The following is a 16,533-nucleotide window of genomic DNA, read 5'->3' as shown; positions in this document are numbered from 1 at the left end:
TAGGTGGCAATCTTCACCGACCCGATCCGGGAACACTCGGGTTTCGCGCCGGGTGATGCTGAGTGGCTGCACCTGTTGGTGGGGGACTGGCAGATGGTTGCCGACCTCGCGTTCGCTGACCTTGCACTGTGGTTTCCCCTGCACGACGGCGGCTACGTTGCCTTGGCGCATGTGCGTCCGTCAACGTCGCACACAGTGTTCCATAGCGACTTCGTCGGTGAACGGATTCGTGCTGATCTTCAGCCATTGGTTGACAAAGCCTGGGAGAGCCAGAAGATCGAGCGTTCCGGGGAAACGAACTGGACCACGGAAATGGCGATGCGTGTCGAAGCAGTTCCGATGGTGCGCAACGGGAGAACACTCGCCGTCGTAACCTCCCACATGGACCTGTCGAGTTCACGCATGCCATCCCGATTGGAGCTGACCTACCGCCAGTGCGCGTATGATCTGCTGCGCATGGCAACCCTTGGCCTATGGCCCGATTTTGCTACGCCCACGGGGTCGAGGCGTGGTGCTCCACGCGTGGGCGATGGACTGATCCGGCTCGATGTCGACGGCGTGGTGCAGTACGCCAGCCCGAACGGTGTCTCGGCATTCCGCCGGCTGGGTGACGTTGAAACACTCGAAGGCCGCCCGCTTGCCGAAATTGTCACATCCCTGTTGACGGACCGGCGGGTGGTCGACGAGACGCTTCCCCTGGTGCTGACTGGAAAGATGCCCTGGCGGACTGAAATCGAATCAAAGGGCGTAAGCTTGTCCCTGCGTGCAATTCCGCTGCGTGACGAAAAGGAGCGTTTCGGCGCCCTTGTGCTCTGCCGCGATGTGTCAGAACTCAGACGCCGCGAAATGGAGCTGGTGTCGAAGGACGCCACCATCCGAGAGATTCACCATCGAGTGAAGAATAATCTGCAAACGGTAGCGGCGCTCCTGAGAATGCAGTCGCGTCGGATGGTGAGCGATGAGGCAAAGCAGGGCCTCGAACAGGCGATGCGCCGAGTCGCCACCATTGCGCTGGTGCACGAGACGCTATCGCAGGGTCTCTCCCAGAGCGTGGACTTTGACGAGCTCATCGCGCGCCAGTTCCGTCTGTCCGCTGAAGTAGCGTCGCCCAACCAGGCGGTGCGTACTGAGCGGGAAGGCAAGTTCGGCGAGTTACCCAGCGACTTCGCTACCCCGCTCGCGCTGGTCATCAACGAGCTGGTGACGAACGCCGTCGAACATGGGCTGGCGGACCAACCGGGTACGGTGTGGCTGAAAGCCAACCGAAGCGTGGGCGACGACGGCGAGATGCTCACTGTGTCGATTATGGACGACGGCGCCGGGCTGCCCTCCGAAGGGTACAGCGAGGGGCTGGGGCTGCAGATCGTTCGGACGCTGGTGATGAGCGAACTCGGCGGAACGATTGAATGGACCTCCCGTGAGGGAGGAGGCACGGTCGTGACCATTGAAATGGGCGTCCCGGGAGCGCGTCGGAAAACGGGAGCTTCCGCGCCCACTCCGCAGAGGAACTGACGGTCGGCTCACGAACAGAGGCACCGCAGACTGAAGGAAAGGGAGGGCATCCGCCGGATGCCCTCCCTTTCCTTCGTCTGTTGAGCGCGAAATTATCAGCGCCGGTTTCTCAGGAGGCGCGACGTGCGCGGGCAGCCCGGCGTTTGAGCGCCCGGCGCTCATCTTCGCTGAGACCGCCCCATACTCCGGCGTCCTGACCGGATTCTATTGCCCATTGGAGACAGGTATCGATGACCTGGCAACGGCGGCAAACGCTCTTCGCTTCTTCGATCTGAAGCAGGGCGGGCCCTGTGTTGCCGACCGGGAAGAACAGTTCCGGGTCTTTGTCTAGGCAGGCAGCGCGGCTACGCCAGTCCATGCTGATCACTTTCTCCTTACGACTCGCTAGGTTTGTGAAAACATTCACGAGGGGTGTCATAGTAAAGGGGGCCACTACGGCCCCCGCATTTTCCTTCATTAAGGCTGTCACGTTACGAAGACGCAAACAAGGGGTAGCCGGAAGGTAATTGCCTCAAACCATGAGGGATGCGTCACACAGTTGACATCAGGCAAAGCAGTCGTAGCTGTGATCGACTATGTCCGGTAGGGTGCGACTGTGTCAAGACCCGTACCTCTGCCTCAGCACGATGGAATAGCCCGGCCGGTGGGCGTGACTATCATCGCGGCAATCCTGCTCTGCGAAGCGGCCGCTCTTCTCGCCGTCGCCGGGTGGTTCGCTTTCGGCCTCATGACCAGTACGCCCACCTCGCTGGGCGGTGCAATATTCATGCTGGTGCTGTTGCTTCTCTTTGCAGGGTGGCTCCTCACCGTGGCCCATTTCCTCTTCCGCGGTTACCGGTGGACACGATCAGCGGCCCTCGTGTTTCAGTTCTTCGTGATCGTTGTGGCAGTACCCACGCTGACCGGTGGAATTCTTTGGGTAGGTCTTTTGCTTCTGGTTCCCGCGGTGGTAGTCGTGCATCAGCTCTTCACCCGCTCGGTGGTGGCCTTCACCACCGCTACCAGTGATGGCACACCGACGTTGTGACGGGCGCTGTCAGGCAGGTCCCTGTGGCTTCCTGCCCGTAACGCATTTCGCGATCTGGAGCTCCATCAACCCGTTCGAATTCACCAGGATCCCCCGTCCAGCCGGCGCCATGCCGTCAACGTCCACGCGCAGTCCGAAGGCATCACCGTCACTGGGGGACCGGGGGCCGAGAACAATTCCCAGCGGATTGCTCCGAAGGCCAGCCAGAGCGGGGCTGGTCGAAACAGTGGGCGAGGGCGAGGAAGCAAAAACCGCCCGCGCTCCGCTCAGCAGGAGCCCGGCCAGTTGTTGATGGACATCGCGCGGCAGCAGGTCGGCGTCGTCGACGAGTAAGAGATTGTCCTCGCCGGCCCCGGTGATGGTGACCCGCTTCCAGAAGGCCGCGTCGTCTTCCCCCGTGCCGGGCCGCAGGCAGTTGATTGACGGAGGGGCCAGATGCTCGATGACGTCCAGCGTTTGCGATTTACCCGTTCCGCTGGACCCCACGACGAGCGCGGCGGTCCGTGGTGGAATTTCCAGCTGCACAGTGACTAGGTTGTCGCCGCCTTTACCTACCGGCAGCCGGATGGACCGCGGGCCTCTCGACCCTGGTTCAAGTTCAGCACTGGTCACGGTGCGTGGAAGTGCCGCAACCGGGAAGGGTTGCTGTGCGGGTTGCGTGTCACACACGGGTCCGGAATCCATAAGAAGCTGCGCCACGGCGTCAGTCTCGGCACTGATACGGCCCTGGACGAATGCGCGGCCCGGGATCGGGTCAAGGGAAGGAAGCTTCGGCCAGCTCAGTAGCGTCTCGGAACTGGCGCCGAGCGGAAGGTAGAGGCGGTTGGTCAGCATGGAGAAGAACCGGCTGGCAATGAGTTCCCGCTCTCCCGAAATGACGAGTGTGATTCCAGCGGCCTCGCCATCCCGCACGATGTCCTGCAGTGCATCTTCGGCCTTAGCAAACCGGCTGGATCGAAAAGCGGTGGCCCATCGGCCCCAGCCCGTAATGAAGACGGTGATGTGCGGAGCGGTCTCAGCAAGTCCTGGAGCCCCGTTGAGACGGTCGGCGAGGAGTTCGGCGATCCGCTCCAGAACGCGCGTGGCCCGTTTGACTTCAGTGGACGTTACCCAAGCACCGATCTGTGGAGCGTCGCTGACCGCGCGCAGGCTTGAGTCGCCGTCGAGCAGGTACAGGTGCCCGTCTGGCTGTGTGCGGAGATGCTCGGCCGACACATGTGAAAGGACTCTGGCCAGCCCGCTGCCGGACGAACCCACAAGTGCAAGATGCGAGTGGTGTGCGGGATGCCACACGAGCGGACGTTGTTCCTGCTTCTCCGGAATGTCCAGCAGACCGAGTTGGAGCATGTTGGGCGGGACCGCAATGGAATGCGTGATCGTAGCGGGGAGCGGTGCACGCACGGGTGCACGCAGCGGCGGTAGCGGTAGGTTCCGCGCTGCGTTGATAGCGGAGGAGACCAGAGCAGGAAGGCTATCCGCCGTGCCGTGCAGTCTTTCGTTTGCCTGGTTTCTCTCTCTATTGAAGGAATTGTCTGCGTCGGAACTACTGGCCAGGAAAGAAGCCAAGGTCATGATGCACGGTGCCAGGGAGTCAGTGCCGGGCGCCGTCGTCGTCGCAGTCTGGAATTCAATGGGCTGTCCGGAGGCGATGCGCAGGAATCCGCGACCGGGCAGGTTCACCGGGATGAAGGAGGCGACTGCTGACTCAAGCACGTCCTGGGACTCCATCGTCGATTGCACTCTTAGGGCAACACTTGCAGTGATATTCGCGCGGATGTCGGACGTGATCGCGCCCTGCGGACGCTGAGTTGCAAGGACGAGATGCATTCCCAGCGATCTTCCAAGGGTTGCAATCCGCATCAGTTCATGGACGGAACCGGGAACTTCGTCACTAAGCATCCGGAATTCGTCGATCACGATGATCAGGCGGGGAAGCGGCGTAGGGGTGCGATCGCGGTATTCAACGTAATCGGCGGCGCCGGCGTCTGCGAAGAGCGCCTCCCGCCGTTTGACCTCGGCTTTGAGTGAGACGAGCGCGCGCGAGACGGCCGCCGCAGACAGGTCGGTGAGCATGCCGGTGACATGCGGCAGGGCTGCAAGCGCGCCGAGACCGGAGCCTCCCTTGAAATCGATGAAGAGGAAGTTCAGGTTTTCGGGGGAGTGGTTCAGCGCGAGGCCGAGGACAAGCGTTCGCAGGAACTGGGATTTGCCGGCACCTGTTGTGCCCGCGATGAGCATATGCGGACCGTCGGTCACCACATCAAAGGTCAGAGGCCCCGCAGCCGACGATCCGATAGCCGTGACCATCCGGCTGTTATCCGCGGGGACGCGCCAACGTGCTGCAATGGTCTCGCTGCCGCACGGGATCAGATCCGGGAGTGCGACGGCCTCCGGGACTGGTGCCTCGGTACTTCCCGCCGCTTGTGGGGAGGCGCGAGTTCCGATTGCCCGGGCCAGCACCTCGAACGTATCTGGTTGCACGAAATCGGGTTGAAAGCGGACCGTGCCTTCCGGGGTTGTGAGTAGTGGATCGGGAGGGAAGTAGTCGATAACCCAGGGGGCCGCCTCTTCGCAGCTGGAGGTGGAGAAGCGGTAGAAACGAACGCCCTTCACCTCCGTAACCGGACCGGTGTCGAAGAGCAGGACGGTCGAGTACCTGCCGGTGGCAGCGAGATGTTCGTATCGTGCGCGATCTGTGACGAGGGTGACCCGTGGCAAGAACCGGGCTGCAGACGGGAAGCCTGCGTGGGCAGCAAAACACAAAATCTCTCCAGCTTCGGACAGGGCGGAAAGCTGCAGGATCAGGAGGCCGGCGACATTGGGAAGGATGTGTTGCGGACCACGGACGTCTACAGTGAGCGGTTCGCCGCCGCCCGGTTCAACGAATGGGACCAACACCGGTGCGTCGGGAATCACGGGCGGATGCCAATCCGCCGGCTCGGGTTTGGGTTGAACATTGGCAGGCTGGTCGGCCATGCCCAGTCTCAGATAGCGTCGGCCGGTGCTCAACGTTGATGGAGCGCCGGAAGGGGTCGTTTGCGGACGGAGGGCGGCGAGGGTGAGGGCGCCCGCGTCCAGTGCTGCGCGTCGTCGTCGTGCACTGTCTTTGGACACTGCGGCGGTGACTGCATTGGCGAACGCGCGGCGTTTCTTTCGTCCGGTGATGAGCGGAACCATTCCGGTGGCGGCGGAGAGCGCGCTGAACGCCAGGAAGAACCACATACCGGTGGTTACGGCGAGCACGATCCCGAGCACGAGGGGTAGGAAGGCAGTGATGATCAGGAGCCGGCTGCTCTCCGGCGGCGGGGGAGCGCTGACTCCGCAGGGCTCGGTGAGGTCCTCGGCAAGTAGCGGGGCATCCGCGGTATGTGCGAGCACGACGGCGCAGCGACTGGCTCCGAGGCGGATGTCGGAGTCAGTGGTGATCGGGATTCGTTCGGCTCTGGTGCCGTCTACCCAGACGCCGTTCGACGACTGGCGGTCTCGGAGGGTCAGGGCGTCATTGGTGACCGTGAGCACTGCGTGGAGGCGGGAGAGGCCGGGGTCGTGGATGGTGATGTCTGCAGCGCTTCGACCGATCGTGTAGATGCCGCGCGAGAGCGGTATGGCCTTGCCGGCGTCGGGCCCGGACCGCACCAGAAAGAGCAGACTTCCGGGAGAGGACGGCGGCATGCTCGGGTGAGCGCCCGTAGCAGCGACGATCACCGCTCCGGAGGTGAAGGGTGGTACGCCCGGCTGCAGCTCGGCGAGTGGCCTCCCTTCGATGAGGAGGTTTTTGGCACCGGTCCGTTCGGAGAGCTGTTCGTGGAGCTGGCTGCCGCTCGCGAGGTGTGCCTTCGTGATGACCAATTCTTCTGTGGGTTCGCCTCCTGGCAGCTGCACGCCGGGACCTGCGGCGAGCGTGACGTGCAGATCCATAATGTGAGCCTAGGGGCTCCAATAGCCTTGTTTGGTGGGTCAATTCAGATCTGTGGATAAGGTTCTCGGTGCACCAGCGCCCGTGTGCCGGCGAGATGGACGAGACGAAGTAAAGTATTTCGTCGGGCCTTCTGCGAGAGAGGCGAACGGCGAGCGATAACTGGAGAAACTTTGGTGACAAGTGTGGCGGTAGCCGGTATGAGCTCTACCGCACCCGTCAGTCCTGCGAAGTCGTCCTACAGACCTGAAATTCAAGGGTTGCGCGCGCTCGCCGTTCTCATGGTCGTCGTTTACCACATCTGGTTCGATCGGGTGTCCGGCGGTGTGGACGTCTTCCTGCTGATTTCGTCGTTCCTGCTTACTCTGACTTTCATTCGCAAGGCCGAGCAGGGTAGCGCATTTGGTTTGGCTCAATACTGGTTGCAGCTCTTCAAGCGGCTGCTGCCAGCCGTTGTATTTGTGCTCCTCGCAACTCTGGCGGCTACGTATCTCTTCGTTCCCGAGTCCCGATGGCAGGAAATCTTTGATCAGACCTGGGCATCGCTTTTCTATGTGCAGAACTGGCTGCTAGCCGAGAGGTCCGTAGATTATTACGCGGCCGATGAGGGCCTGGCCAGCCCGCTGCAACATTTCTGGTCCCTGTCTGTCCAGGGACAGGTGTTTCTCCTTTGGCCGTTGCTCTTTGCGGTGAGTGCCGTGTTGGCGAGAGTGGCGCACCTGCGTTTCCGGCCCGTTGCGGGCATCATCTTCGGGGCGATTTTTTGTGCGTCACTGGCCTATTCGGTGGCCCAGACCTACACGAACCAGTCGTATGCGTATTTCGACACTCGAGCGAGGCTCTGGGAGTTCGCTCTGGGGACACTGCTTGCGCTGATTCTGCCGTATGTTTCCATTCCCCGTGTGGCGCGGATAATCGCCGGTTGGGTCGCTCTGGCAGCAGTATTGAGCGGCGGTTTCCTTCTTGATGTCGAAAGGGAATTTCCGGGGTTCGTAGCCCTATGGCCGCTCCTCGCCGCCGGCACGATCATGGTCGCCGGAAACTCAGGTAGTCGCTTTGGTGTTGACGCCATGCTGAGCTGGAAACCGCTCGTTCGACTTGGAGATATCTCCTATGCGCTCTACCTGTGGCACTGGCCCATCCTGGTCATCTATCTAACCTTCCGGGATCGATCAGAGGCAGGTCCGCTGTCGGGAGCGGCAATCATCGCCCTGTCACTCGTGCTCGCATATCTGACGACTCGCTTCATTGAGAACCCCGTACGGCACCGGCTGCCCGTGACCCGTCGAGTCGCGGCGATCGCCGTCACAGTCTGCTGTCTGACTGTTGCTGTCCCTCTTTCAGGCTGGCAGTTCGGGCTGAAGGTTCAAACCGACCGCGCGAATGCTCAGACGGTCTCGGACAACCCGGGTGCCAGGGTGCTGGCAGGAATAGTTGAACCGCGCTCCAGCTATGAAGCGCCGATTGTCCCCTCAGCCGCCACTATCAATGGCGAATGGGCCTCGCTGGCGGCTCGATGCAGCGACGCGGCACTTGCGCCGGCTGAGGAGGTGCTGAACGGGCACTGCAGCGACAACGGGATCGATCCATCTGTCAGTGATCGAACTGTGGTGGTGGTCGGTGATTCACATGCTGAACAGTGGCTCGGTGTGATGCGCCCGCTCGCGGCTGAGAACAACTGGACGCTCGTTGCACTGCTGTACGGCGGATGCGACTTCGGTGTCCCACTTCCATCACAGGAAGCTGGATGCCAGGACTTCAACCGGGCCGCGCTCAGCTACATTGAGAATCTGGCGCCGGACGCAATTTTCACCGTTGTCACGGATGCTCACCCCGATACGGCAGAGGACACCGTAGTCCCGGGGTTTCCTGCTGCGTCACGTCAGTTACAGGGACAGGGCATTGAGGTGATCGGCATCCGCGATAACCCTCGATACTCCTTCAATATGATGTCGTGTCTGGAGGAGAGCGGGGGCATCGCTGAATGCGGCCAAGCCCGAAGCGAGACGTTGACCACTCGGGCGCCGTTCGACGCGATACTGAACATAGCGCCTGAAACCGTCCTGCTCGATGCCACGGACCTGATTTGTTCGGAGTTCTCGTGTGATCCGATTGTTGGCAACATGCACGTTTATATCGACGACAACCATCTCACCGAGACTTACGTGGAATCCATGTATCCCGTGTTCAGTGACATGTTCCGCCAGGCGAGCGGCTGGGAAGATATCCGCGACTGATCCGATAGTCTTGGTTCCTGAATCGCTGGGTCGCGCACAAGCTATACAGAAAAGGTCTACTTCGCCGTGAAAATTGCTGTCATTGCCCTTGGGAAGATCGGTCTGCCGCTGGCAGTCCAGTTCGCGTCGAAGGGCCACGAGGTCGTGGGCGTGGACGTCAATGCGCAGGTTGTAGAGTCGATCAATAACGCGGTTGAGCCGTTCCCGGGTGAAGCGCACCTGCAGGAGAAGCTGTCCGAGCTGGTGCCAGCGGGCAAGCTCAGGGCCACAACGGACTACGGGCATGCCGTTCCTGGCGCTGATGCCGTCGTTCTGGTGGTGCCCTTGTTTGTTGATGCCGATGCCAACCCTGACTTCGGCTGGATGGATGGGGCCACGGCCGAGCTGGCCAAGCACCTCACACCGGGCACACTCGTCTCCTATGAGACAACCCTCCCGGTGGGCACCACCCGCACCCGATGGAAGCCGATGCTGGAGGAGGGCTCCGGTCTTGTCGAAGGCAAGGACTTCCATCTGGTGTTCTCACCGGAGCGTGTACTGACCGGACGTGTCTTCGAAGATCTCCGCAAATATCCCAAGCTGGTCGGTGGGCTCTCCGACGACGGCGCCAAAAAAGCCGTTGAGTTCTACGAGGCAGTCCTCGATTTCGATGACCGTCCCGACCTTGTTCGCGGCAACGGCGTCTGGGACCTCGGATCAGCCGAAGCGTCTGAGCTGGCCAAACTCGCTGAAACGACGTATCGCGACGTGAATATCGGCCTGGCGAATCAGTTCGCCCGCTTCGCCGCGACCGCCGGAATAGACATCTATCAGGTCATCGAGGCATCCAACTCACAGCCCTACAGCCACATCCATCAGCCGGGCATCGCTGTCGGTGGCCACTGCATTCCTGTCTATCCGCGTCTGTATCTGTGGAATGATCCGTCGGCGACGGTTGTACGGGCCGCCCGCGAAGCCAATGCAGGCATGCCGGAGTACACCGTCGGGCTGCTGGAAGGCGCCCATGGGGATCTGGGCGGTGCGACCGTCGTCGTGCTGGGCGCTGCCTACCGCGGTGAAGTGAAGGAGACCGCCTTCTCAGGCGTTTTCGCGACGGTGGAGGCGCTGAAGGAGCGCGGCGCGAAGGTGCTGGTTCACGATCCGATGTATACCGATGAGGAGCTCTCCTCCCTTGATTTTGATGCGTACCATGTCGGCGAGCCGGTGGACGCCGCGGTCGTGCAGGCGAACCACGCGGAGTACGCGAACCTGACGCCGTCGGATCTGCCCGGTGTAAAGACCTTCATCGACGGCCGCCGCGTGAGCAGCGCGGATAAGTGGACCGGGGTAACTTACCGGGTCATCGGCAAGGCCTGAGACGCAACGAAAGGTAGTCGTATGACATACATCGCTGACAGTGCCGACGTTTCGGATCAGGCGGAACTGGGTGAGGGCACCAAAGTGTGGCACCTCGCGCAGGTCCGGGAAAACGCAAAACTGGGGGCCAACTGCATTGTCGGACGCGGGGCGTACATCGGTACCGGCGTCTCGATGGGGGAGAACAGCAAAGTCCAGAACTATGCGCTGGTGTATGAGCCGGCGTCGCTCGGGAGAGGCGTCTTCATCGGTCCCGCGGTGGTTCTCACGAATGACACTTACCCACGCTCCATCTCACCGGATGGGACGCTGAAGAGCGCGCACGACTGGACGCCGGTCGGCGTCACGATCGAGGATGGTGCCTCGATTGGGGCGCGTGCGGTGTGTGTTGCTCCGGTGACTATCGGGGCGTGGGCGACAGTGGCTGCCGGCGCCGTCGTCACTAAAGACGTTCCCGCTTACGGGCTGATGGCAGGAGTACCCGCGCGCCGTCTCGGCTGGGTAGGTAAGGCCGGTCACCCGCTCAAGGAACAGGACGGGTTGTGGGTCTGCCCCGAGACCGGCGAGAAGTACAGCGAAGCACACGGCACACTGGCACCAGTAGAGGATCAGAAATGAGCACAGGATTCATTCCGGCAGCGAAGCCGATCGTAGGAGATGAGGAGCGTGCTGCTGTTGATGCCGTGCTCGTCTCGGGCATGTTGGCGCAGGGCGCCGAAGTTGCCGAGTTCGAGAAGGAGTTCTCGGACGTTCTCCTCGACGGTAGGGCCTCTGTTGCCGTGAACTCGGGTACGTCCGGGCTGCATCTCGGTCTGCTCGCCGCAGGTGTCGGACCGGGTGATGAGGTCATCGTTCCCTCCTTTACGTTTGCTGCAACCGCGAATTCGGTGGCGCTGACCGGCGCGACGCCTGTGTTTGCGGACATTGAGCTCGACCACTACTGCCTGGATATCGCGCATGTGGAGTCACTGATCTCCGATAAGACGAAGGGGATTATGCCGGTGCACCTGTATGGGCACCCGGCGAATGTCGTCGCCTTCCGGGAACTTGCTGACGCCCGTGGCATCAAATTGTTCGAAGATGCTGCGCAGGCTCATGGGGCTGCGCTGGACGGCCGAAAGGTCGGCACCTTCGGCGATTTCGCGATGTTTTCGTTGTATCCCACGAAGAACATGACCTCAGGCGAGGGCGGCATGGTGTCCACCGGTGACGCCACGGTCGAGCGGAACCTCCGCCTGCTGCGGAACCAGGGCATGGAGCGCCAATACGAGAACGAACTGGTCGGATTCAATGCGCGCATGACCAATCTCCACGCTGCGATCGGGCGTGTTCAGCTGACCAAGGTTCTCGGGTGGACCGCACAGCGTCGGTCGAACGCGCAGTTCCTGAACGAGAACCTCGAAGGGGTCGGAACACCCGCGGTGGCCGAAGGCGCTGAGCACGTGTACCACCAGTACACCATTCGTATCTCGGGAGACCGGGACGGATTCGCCGCTGCACTGAAGGATGAGTACAACATCGGCAGCGGTGTCTACTACCCGATTCCGAATCACCGGCTACCGTCCTTCGACCGGACCGAGGACCTGCCCAACACGGAGATCGCGGCACGCGAGGTGCTCTCGCTTCCAGTGCACCCTTCACTCGATGAAGAGGATTTGGACCGGATTGTGACGGCCGTGAACAAGCTCGCCGGAGCAGGCGCATAATGGCGGATCTTCGCGTAGGCATCATCGGGTTGGGAATGATGGGCCGTCATCACGCTCGCGTCGCGCGCGAACTCGACGGCGTTCAACTGATGGCGGTTGCCGATGCGTATGGTGATCCGCACGGGGTCGCTGGGGACTTGCCGTTGTGTGGTTCCGTTGATGAGCTGATCGCTCAGGGGATCGACATGGCGGTGTGCGCGGTGCCCACCGGCCTGCACGAGGAGGTCGGCCTGGCGCTCGCGGCAGCAGGTGTGCACACCATGGTGGAGAAGCCGATCGCTTCCACCATTGAGGGCGGCGTGAAGCTGGCCGAGGCTTTCGAGGAAGCTGGCCTAGTGGGCGCGGTCGGGCACATCGAGCGGTTCAACCCGGCACTTCAGTCCCTGCGATCCCGCATCGAGAATGGCGATCTTGGAGATGTGTACCAGGTGGCTACCCGGCGTCAGGGTCCTTTCCCCTCCCGGATCGCAGACGTGGGCGTAGTGAAGGATCTCGGGACACATGACATCGATTTGACCGCCTGGTTGGCGCAGTCGCCCTACAAGTCGGTCTCCGCGCGCACGAGTACGCGCTCGGGGCGCCCGCATGAGGACATGGTGAGCGCGTCCTGCCAGCTCGCGAACGGCGTCATCACATCTCATCTGGTGAACTGGCTTTCGCCGATGAAAGAGCGGCTAACGGTGGTGACAGGGGAGAAGGGCGCTTTCGTTGCTGATACTTTGACGGCCGACCTGACCTTCTACGAAAACGGAACAATCGACACCGAGTGGGAAGCCGTATCGAACTTCCGTGGGGTGAGTGAAGGCAACATCACCCGCCTAGCCCTCACGAAGCGCGAGCCGTTGAAGGCAGAGCATGAGGCGTTTCGCGACGCCGTCCTAGGAAAGCGCAACGATGTCGTTACCATGCGGGAGGGCCTCAACACTCTGCGGGTCGCTGAAGCGATGATTGAGTCATCGCGCACCGGGCAAATGGTGGACGTCACCGCGTGAATGCGCGGGTCATCCTAGCCACCAGGCTTTACCCGCCGGAAGTCGGTGCTGCGGCTTTTCGACTGAAGGCCCTCGTTGCCGCACTTGAGCGTGACGGCGCATCGACGAGGGTGCTCACCACGCTCCCACCGACGGGCCACTCCACGGACCAAGGGGTCTCCCGCTGGCCGGTGCTGCGGGACCGCGGGGGAAATGTTCGGGGGTACATCCAGTATTTGAGCTTCGACGTTCCGCTGTTTTTCAGGCTCGTTTTCAGCCGTGCAGATGTGGTGGTCTCCGAACCGCCACCCACTACCGGGTTGATGGTCGCCGTTTCTTCCTGGCTGAGGAGGCGTCCGTACGTCTACTACGCGGCTGATGTCTGGACCGACGCAGTGATCGCGATGGGTGCCTCCTCACCGGTGGTTTCCGTGATGCGGCTGATCGAGGGCGTGGTCCTGAGGAATGCCGAACAAGTTCTGGCGATCTCCGACGGGGTGGCTGAGCAGCTGGCGCAGTTCCGCGTTCCCGCCGAGCGCGTGAGCATTGTGGGAAACGGCATCGACACCGAAACCTTCGCCATGGAAGGGCCGAAAGAGCAGCCTGGACATCCGTATTTCGTCTACACGGGAACAATGTCGGAATGGCAGGGCGCTGAAATCTTCATCAGGGCGCTCACTCTGCTTGAAGACCAACCTGATGTCCGACTGTATTTCCTGGGTCAGGGCGCGTCTGAGGCTGCCCTGCGAGAGTTGGCCGAGCGTACAGCCCCCGGCCGTGTCACTTTCGGCGGTGTGAAATCCCCGGCCGAGACGGCCGCCTGGATCCGTGGGGCAGCGGGCGCGCTGGTGAGCATTGTCCCCGGGAAAGGCTACGACTTCGCCAAGCCCACGAAGATCTACGCGGCAGCTGCATGCGGCATACCCGTCATCTATTCCGGCGTCGGCGACTGCGCCGACATGGTGGAAGGGAATGGTCTGGGCGAGAGTGTTTCCTACGACCCGCTCGCTGTCGCGAACGGCATGCGTCGGCTACTTGAAGGACACGACGACGGGAAACAGGCGCGCCTTAGCTGGGTCCAGGAGAACGCTTCCCTCCGGACGGCGGGGGAACGCGCCGCCCAGGCGGTCCTAGCAGCCCGGGCCAAATAGGGGCACGGGCAGTCCGTCGGACTGCGGATCAGGAAGAGGCTGACCCGTTAAGCAGGGCAGCAACTACCTGGTGGGCTGCTTCTCCGGAGCCGTAGGGGGTGGCATCCGTGGCGGCCGGCGCGGGGCGACTGACCGCAGCTCCCAGTTGGCTCAGGTCAGCGGAAACCAGCGTGTTCCATCCCAGTTCGACTGTTTCAACCCATTCGGTCTCCGGCCGCACGGTTGTGCAGGGCACCCTCAGGAGGAAGGCCTCCTTCTGGAGCCCGCCCGAGTCAGTCACGACACCGGCCGAGTTCTGGACGGCGTTGATGAGCTGCGGATAGGCAAGCGGGGCAATTGACCGAAGGGAACCCTGGTCCAGGGAGATACCGTGCTCGCCGGCCAGGGTGCGCAGGCGCGGGTGGGCCAGGAGAAGCACCGGCTTATCCAGCTCCGAGAGCTGGCTGACGATTGCGGCGAGGCGGCGGGCGTCGTCCGTGTTATCCGGACGGTGGATGGTGCTCACATAATATCCGCCCGTAACCAGTCCAGCGGGAAGCGGTTCCTGTTTTGCGTTGACTGCATCCCGGGTGAGGTAGAGCACGTCGGTCATGACGTCGCCGACCAGGACGCTGCGGTCCGCCAGCCCTTCCGTGGCGAGATGGGCCATTGCCACTTCGGTCGGGGCGAGCAGGAGGTCCGCGGCGTGGTCGGTCAGCACGCGGTTGTGTTCTTCCGGCATCCGACGGTTGAATGACCGCAGACCGGCCTCGAGGTGGGCCACCGGGATATGCATCTTCACAGCGGCTACCGCCGCAGCGAGGGTTGAGTTTGTGTCGCCGTACACGAGGACCCAGTCCGGCCGTGCCTGCTCAAGCACCTCTTCCAGCCCTGCCAGCATCGCGCCGGTCTGCCGCCCGTGCGGCCCGGACCCGACAGCCAGGTTGAAGTCCGGGGCGGGGATGCCCAGATCCTGGAAGAAGACATCGGACATCAACTCGTCATAGTGCTGTCCGGTGTGGGCAATGAGGTGTTCAGCCTTGCCCTGCAGTGCGGTCGCGATGGGAGCCAGCTTTACAAACTGAGGGCGCGCGCCTACAACGCTGAGAATTCGCATTCAATAAGGCTAATCGACGCAGGCAACTTGCGCGCGCGACTCTTCGATAGGACCGGGTCACTACTGTACGTAATATTGTTCCTGTTGTGTCGGCGAGTTTGAGCATGTGGCAATGACGTCGGCTGCAGACTGCAAACACCGAGTCTGGCGGGACGTCCGATAGGATTTAGATGACCTCCCGATCACGTTGGAAGATCTTGAAGTCTTCTGTCACGCACAGGTCCGGATGACGACGATCTACTGTCGGTAACGGGCAGCCTGAAGGAGGAGGAATGCTGTGAAAGTAATTGCAATTTGTACTTGGTACCCCTCTACGCAGGCGCCAACGGAAGCCCCGTTCAATCACGAGCATGTCAAGGCAATTCGGAACGCGCATACGATTCGGGTGGTCCACGTCCGACTCCGCTCCGGGGCTCCACTGGAAAATGAGATGCTCGACGGCGTGAACGTCTTGCGCGTATCACTGGACCTGAGGCGTCCTTGGACCTTCATCAATGTCTTCGAGTGCATTCGTCGAGAGATCAAAGAGGCTGACGTTCTTCACACAATGGCCTTCTCCTCTATTCTCATGTCAGTGCCGGTGTGGCTGACTGCACGGCTACCGTGGGTTCATACCGAGCACTGGAACGGAGTAAGTAATCCGGCGAGCGTCGGAAGAGTTTGGCAACTGATGGCCTGGATCCGTTGCCTCCTGCGGTTTCCGCACGTCGTTACCGGCGTGACGACGCAACTGGCCGAACGGCTGCAGGAATTTGCCCGCCCTGGTTCGTCGGTGGTGGTGCCGTGCGTCGTGGAGAATGATCGCGACATCCGTCCTTGGCCACGTGGAGAAACCCTCAAACTCGTCGCTATCGGAGGGCTCGTTGCTCGGAAGCGTCCACTGCTTGCGGTCGACACCGTTCGGTGGCTCACCGAGCACGGCCACGATGTCAGTCTGGATTGGTTCGGCGGCGGTCCTCTGGAGAGCCACGTGCGGAAATCCATCGTGAACGCAGGACTAGCTGAAAGAGTACATTTGCGAGGCCCAGTGTTGCCGGTCGATGTTTTCCCGTGTATCGAAGCGGCAGACGTGTTCTTTCTTCCTTCGAAACAGGAAAATTTTTTCACCGCAGCTGCGGAGGCACTGTCGGCGGGGCGTCCTGTAGTGGCTGCGGCTGCTGCCGGCGGATACGACGACTACTGCAATGAAACAAACAGCGTGTTGGTGCAAGACCCCACCTCTGAAAATCTGGGCAGGGCAATAATTTCCGCAGCGTCTCTTTTGGAGGAGGGCACACCGAGCGGGGTAGCCAGACCAATCCGGGAGCGATTCAACTCGCGGGTTGTCGGTGAGTTGTTCACTGACGCCTACGCCACAGCCCTCACCCGAGCTGGGGTCGATGGTCGCCGTGAGGATCACGCGTGACACCGGGCTCGGAGGGGCAGGATCCTCTCGTCGACATGGTAGTCGCTGTCCATAACGAGAAGCGTCCTATTGGGAGGGCTGTTCGTTCACTTATCGACGGTGGCCTGAAGGTGGGTCCCGGCGGGCTAAGAATTACGATTGTGTGCCACAACATTC

The 16,533-nt window shown here is 61.7% G+C and carries 12 protein-coding genes; 9 read left to right on the top strand and 3 right to left on the bottom strand.

All coding sequences use genetic code 11. The features are described from left to right. The first annotated feature begins 3 nt into the window (after positions 1–3). Positions 4–1,512, top strand: coding sequence for a sensor histidine kinase (locus ACZ2GY_RS11190; RefSeq protein ID WP_471671901.1), 1,509 nt, complete (start codon positions 4–6; stop codon positions 1,510–1,512). 109 nt (positions 1,513–1,621) lie between these two features. Here the strand turns inward: ACZ2GY_RS11190 and ACZ2GY_RS11185 are convergent, their stop codons facing one another. After that, a complete protein-coding gene (locus tag ACZ2GY_RS11185) occupies positions 1,622–1,870 on the bottom strand; it encodes a WhiB family transcriptional regulator (protein WP_056549944.1) in 249 nt (82 codons plus the stop codon). 291 nt (positions 1,871–2,161) lie between these two features. Between ACZ2GY_RS11185 and ACZ2GY_RS11180 the strand changes: the two genes are divergently transcribed. Then, positions 2,162–2,539, top strand: coding sequence for a hypothetical protein (locus tag ACZ2GY_RS11180; RefSeq protein ID WP_277358357.1), 378 nt, complete (start codon positions 2,162–2,164; stop codon positions 2,537–2,539). Between the two features lie 9 nt (positions 2,540–2,548). On the opposite strand, the gene ACZ2GY_RS11175 is transcribed toward ACZ2GY_RS11180, so the two are convergent. Beyond that, positions 2,549–6,457 (bottom strand): FtsK/SpoIIIE domain-containing protein, encoded by a 3,909-nt coding sequence (locus ACZ2GY_RS11175; RefSeq protein ID WP_471671900.1) that lies wholly within the window; start codon positions 6,455–6,457, stop codon positions 2,549–2,551. A gap of 198 nt (positions 6,458–6,655) precedes the next feature. On the opposite strand from ACZ2GY_RS11175, the gene ACZ2GY_RS11170 reads away from it, so the two are divergent. The 6 genes from ACZ2GY_RS11170 to ACZ2GY_RS11145 all read left to right on the top strand — a co-directional run bounded on the left by ACZ2GY_RS11170 (position 6,656) and on the right by ACZ2GY_RS11145 (position 13,876). Next, positions 6,656–8,692: an acyltransferase family protein gene (locus ACZ2GY_RS11170; protein ID WP_471671899.1), complete on the top strand. Its 2,037-nt coding sequence runs from the start codon at positions 6,656–6,658 to the stop codon at positions 8,690–8,692. Positions 8,693–8,758: 66 nt separating this feature from the next. Then, entirely contained in the window at positions 8,759–10,048 is a 1,290-nt protein-coding gene (locus ACZ2GY_RS11165; RefSeq protein WP_277358360.1) for a nucleotide sugar dehydrogenase, read from the top strand. Positions 10,049–10,069: 21 nt separating this feature from the next. Continuing rightward, complete coding sequence (locus tag ACZ2GY_RS11160) at positions 10,070–10,666, top strand: acyltransferase (protein WP_277358361.1); 597 nt, start codon at positions 10,070–10,072, stop codon at positions 10,664–10,666. Continuing rightward, complete coding sequence (locus ACZ2GY_RS11155; protein ID WP_471671898.1) at positions 10,663–11,754, top strand: DegT/DnrJ/EryC1/StrS family aminotransferase; 1,092 nt, start codon at positions 10,663–10,665, stop codon at positions 11,752–11,754. Before ACZ2GY_RS11160 ends, ACZ2GY_RS11155 begins: the two co-directional genes overlap by 4 nt. Beyond that, positions 11,754–12,746, top strand: coding sequence for a Gfo/Idh/MocA family oxidoreductase (locus ACZ2GY_RS11150; RefSeq protein ID WP_471671897.1), 993 nt, complete (start codon positions 11,754–11,756; stop codon positions 12,744–12,746). The genes ACZ2GY_RS11155 and ACZ2GY_RS11150 overlap by 1 nt, the downstream gene beginning before the upstream one ends. After that, entirely contained in the window at positions 12,743–13,876 is a 1,134-nt protein-coding gene (locus ACZ2GY_RS11145) for a glycosyltransferase family 4 protein (protein ID WP_471671896.1), read from the top strand. The genes ACZ2GY_RS11150 and ACZ2GY_RS11145 overlap by 4 nt, the downstream gene beginning before the upstream one ends. A 28-nt stretch (positions 13,877–13,904) precedes the next feature. Here ACZ2GY_RS11145 and wecB read toward each other — a convergent pair whose 3' ends face one another. Further along, the gene (wecB, locus tag ACZ2GY_RS11140) at positions 13,905–14,972 is read right to left on the bottom strand and encodes a non-hydrolyzing UDP-N-acetylglucosamine 2-epimerase (RefSeq protein WP_471671895.1); all 1,068 of its coding nucleotides are present in this window, start codon (positions 14,970–14,972) and stop codon (positions 13,905–13,907) included. Between the two features lie 670 nt (positions 14,973–15,642). On the opposite strand from wecB, the gene ACZ2GY_RS11135 reads away from it, so the two are divergent. Beyond that, positions 15,643–16,377: a glycosyltransferase gene (locus tag ACZ2GY_RS11135; protein WP_471671893.1), complete on the top strand. Its 735-nt coding sequence runs from the start codon at positions 15,643–15,645 to the stop codon at positions 16,375–16,377. Positions 16,378–16,533: the final 156 nt, after the last annotated feature.

The organism is Arthrobacter sp. KKT183 (genome assembly GCF_055657625.1).
The sequence above is the reverse complement of the archived record's forward strand: the minus strand, read 5'-3'. Positions and strand labels throughout refer to the sequence as shown.

Bases quoted from the DNA above. Each gene is read 5' to 3' on its own strand.
- ACZ2GY_RS11150 (WP_471671897.1), top strand. From the start codon at position 11,754: ATGGCGGATCTTCGCGTAGGCATCATCGGGTTGGGAATGATGGGCCGT.
- ACZ2GY_RS11170 (WP_471671899.1), top strand. From the start codon at position 6,656: ATGAGCTCTACCGCACCCGTCAGTCCTGCGAAGTCGTCCTACAGACCT.
- ACZ2GY_RS11185 (WP_056549944.1), bottom strand. From the start codon at position 1,870: ATGGACTGGCGTAGCCGCGCTGCCTGCCTAGACAAAGACCCGGAACTG.
- ACZ2GY_RS11135 (WP_471671893.1), top strand. From the start codon at position 15,643: ATGGCCTGGATCCGTTGCCTCCTGCGGTTTCCGCACGTCGTTACCGGC.
- ACZ2GY_RS11160 (WP_277358361.1), top strand. From the start codon at position 10,070: ATGACATACATCGCTGACAGTGCCGACGTTTCGGATCAGGCGGAACTG.
- ACZ2GY_RS11175 (WP_471671900.1), bottom strand. From the start codon at position 6,457: ATGGATCTGCACGTCACGCTCGCCGCAGGTCCCGGCGTGCAGCTGCCA.
- ACZ2GY_RS11155 (WP_471671898.1), top strand. From the start codon at position 10,663: ATGAGCACAGGATTCATTCCGGCAGCGAAGCCGATCGTAGGAGATGAG.
- wecB (WP_471671895.1), bottom strand. From the start codon at position 14,972: ATGCGAATTCTCAGCGTTGTAGGCGCGCGCCCTCAGTTTGTAAAGCTG.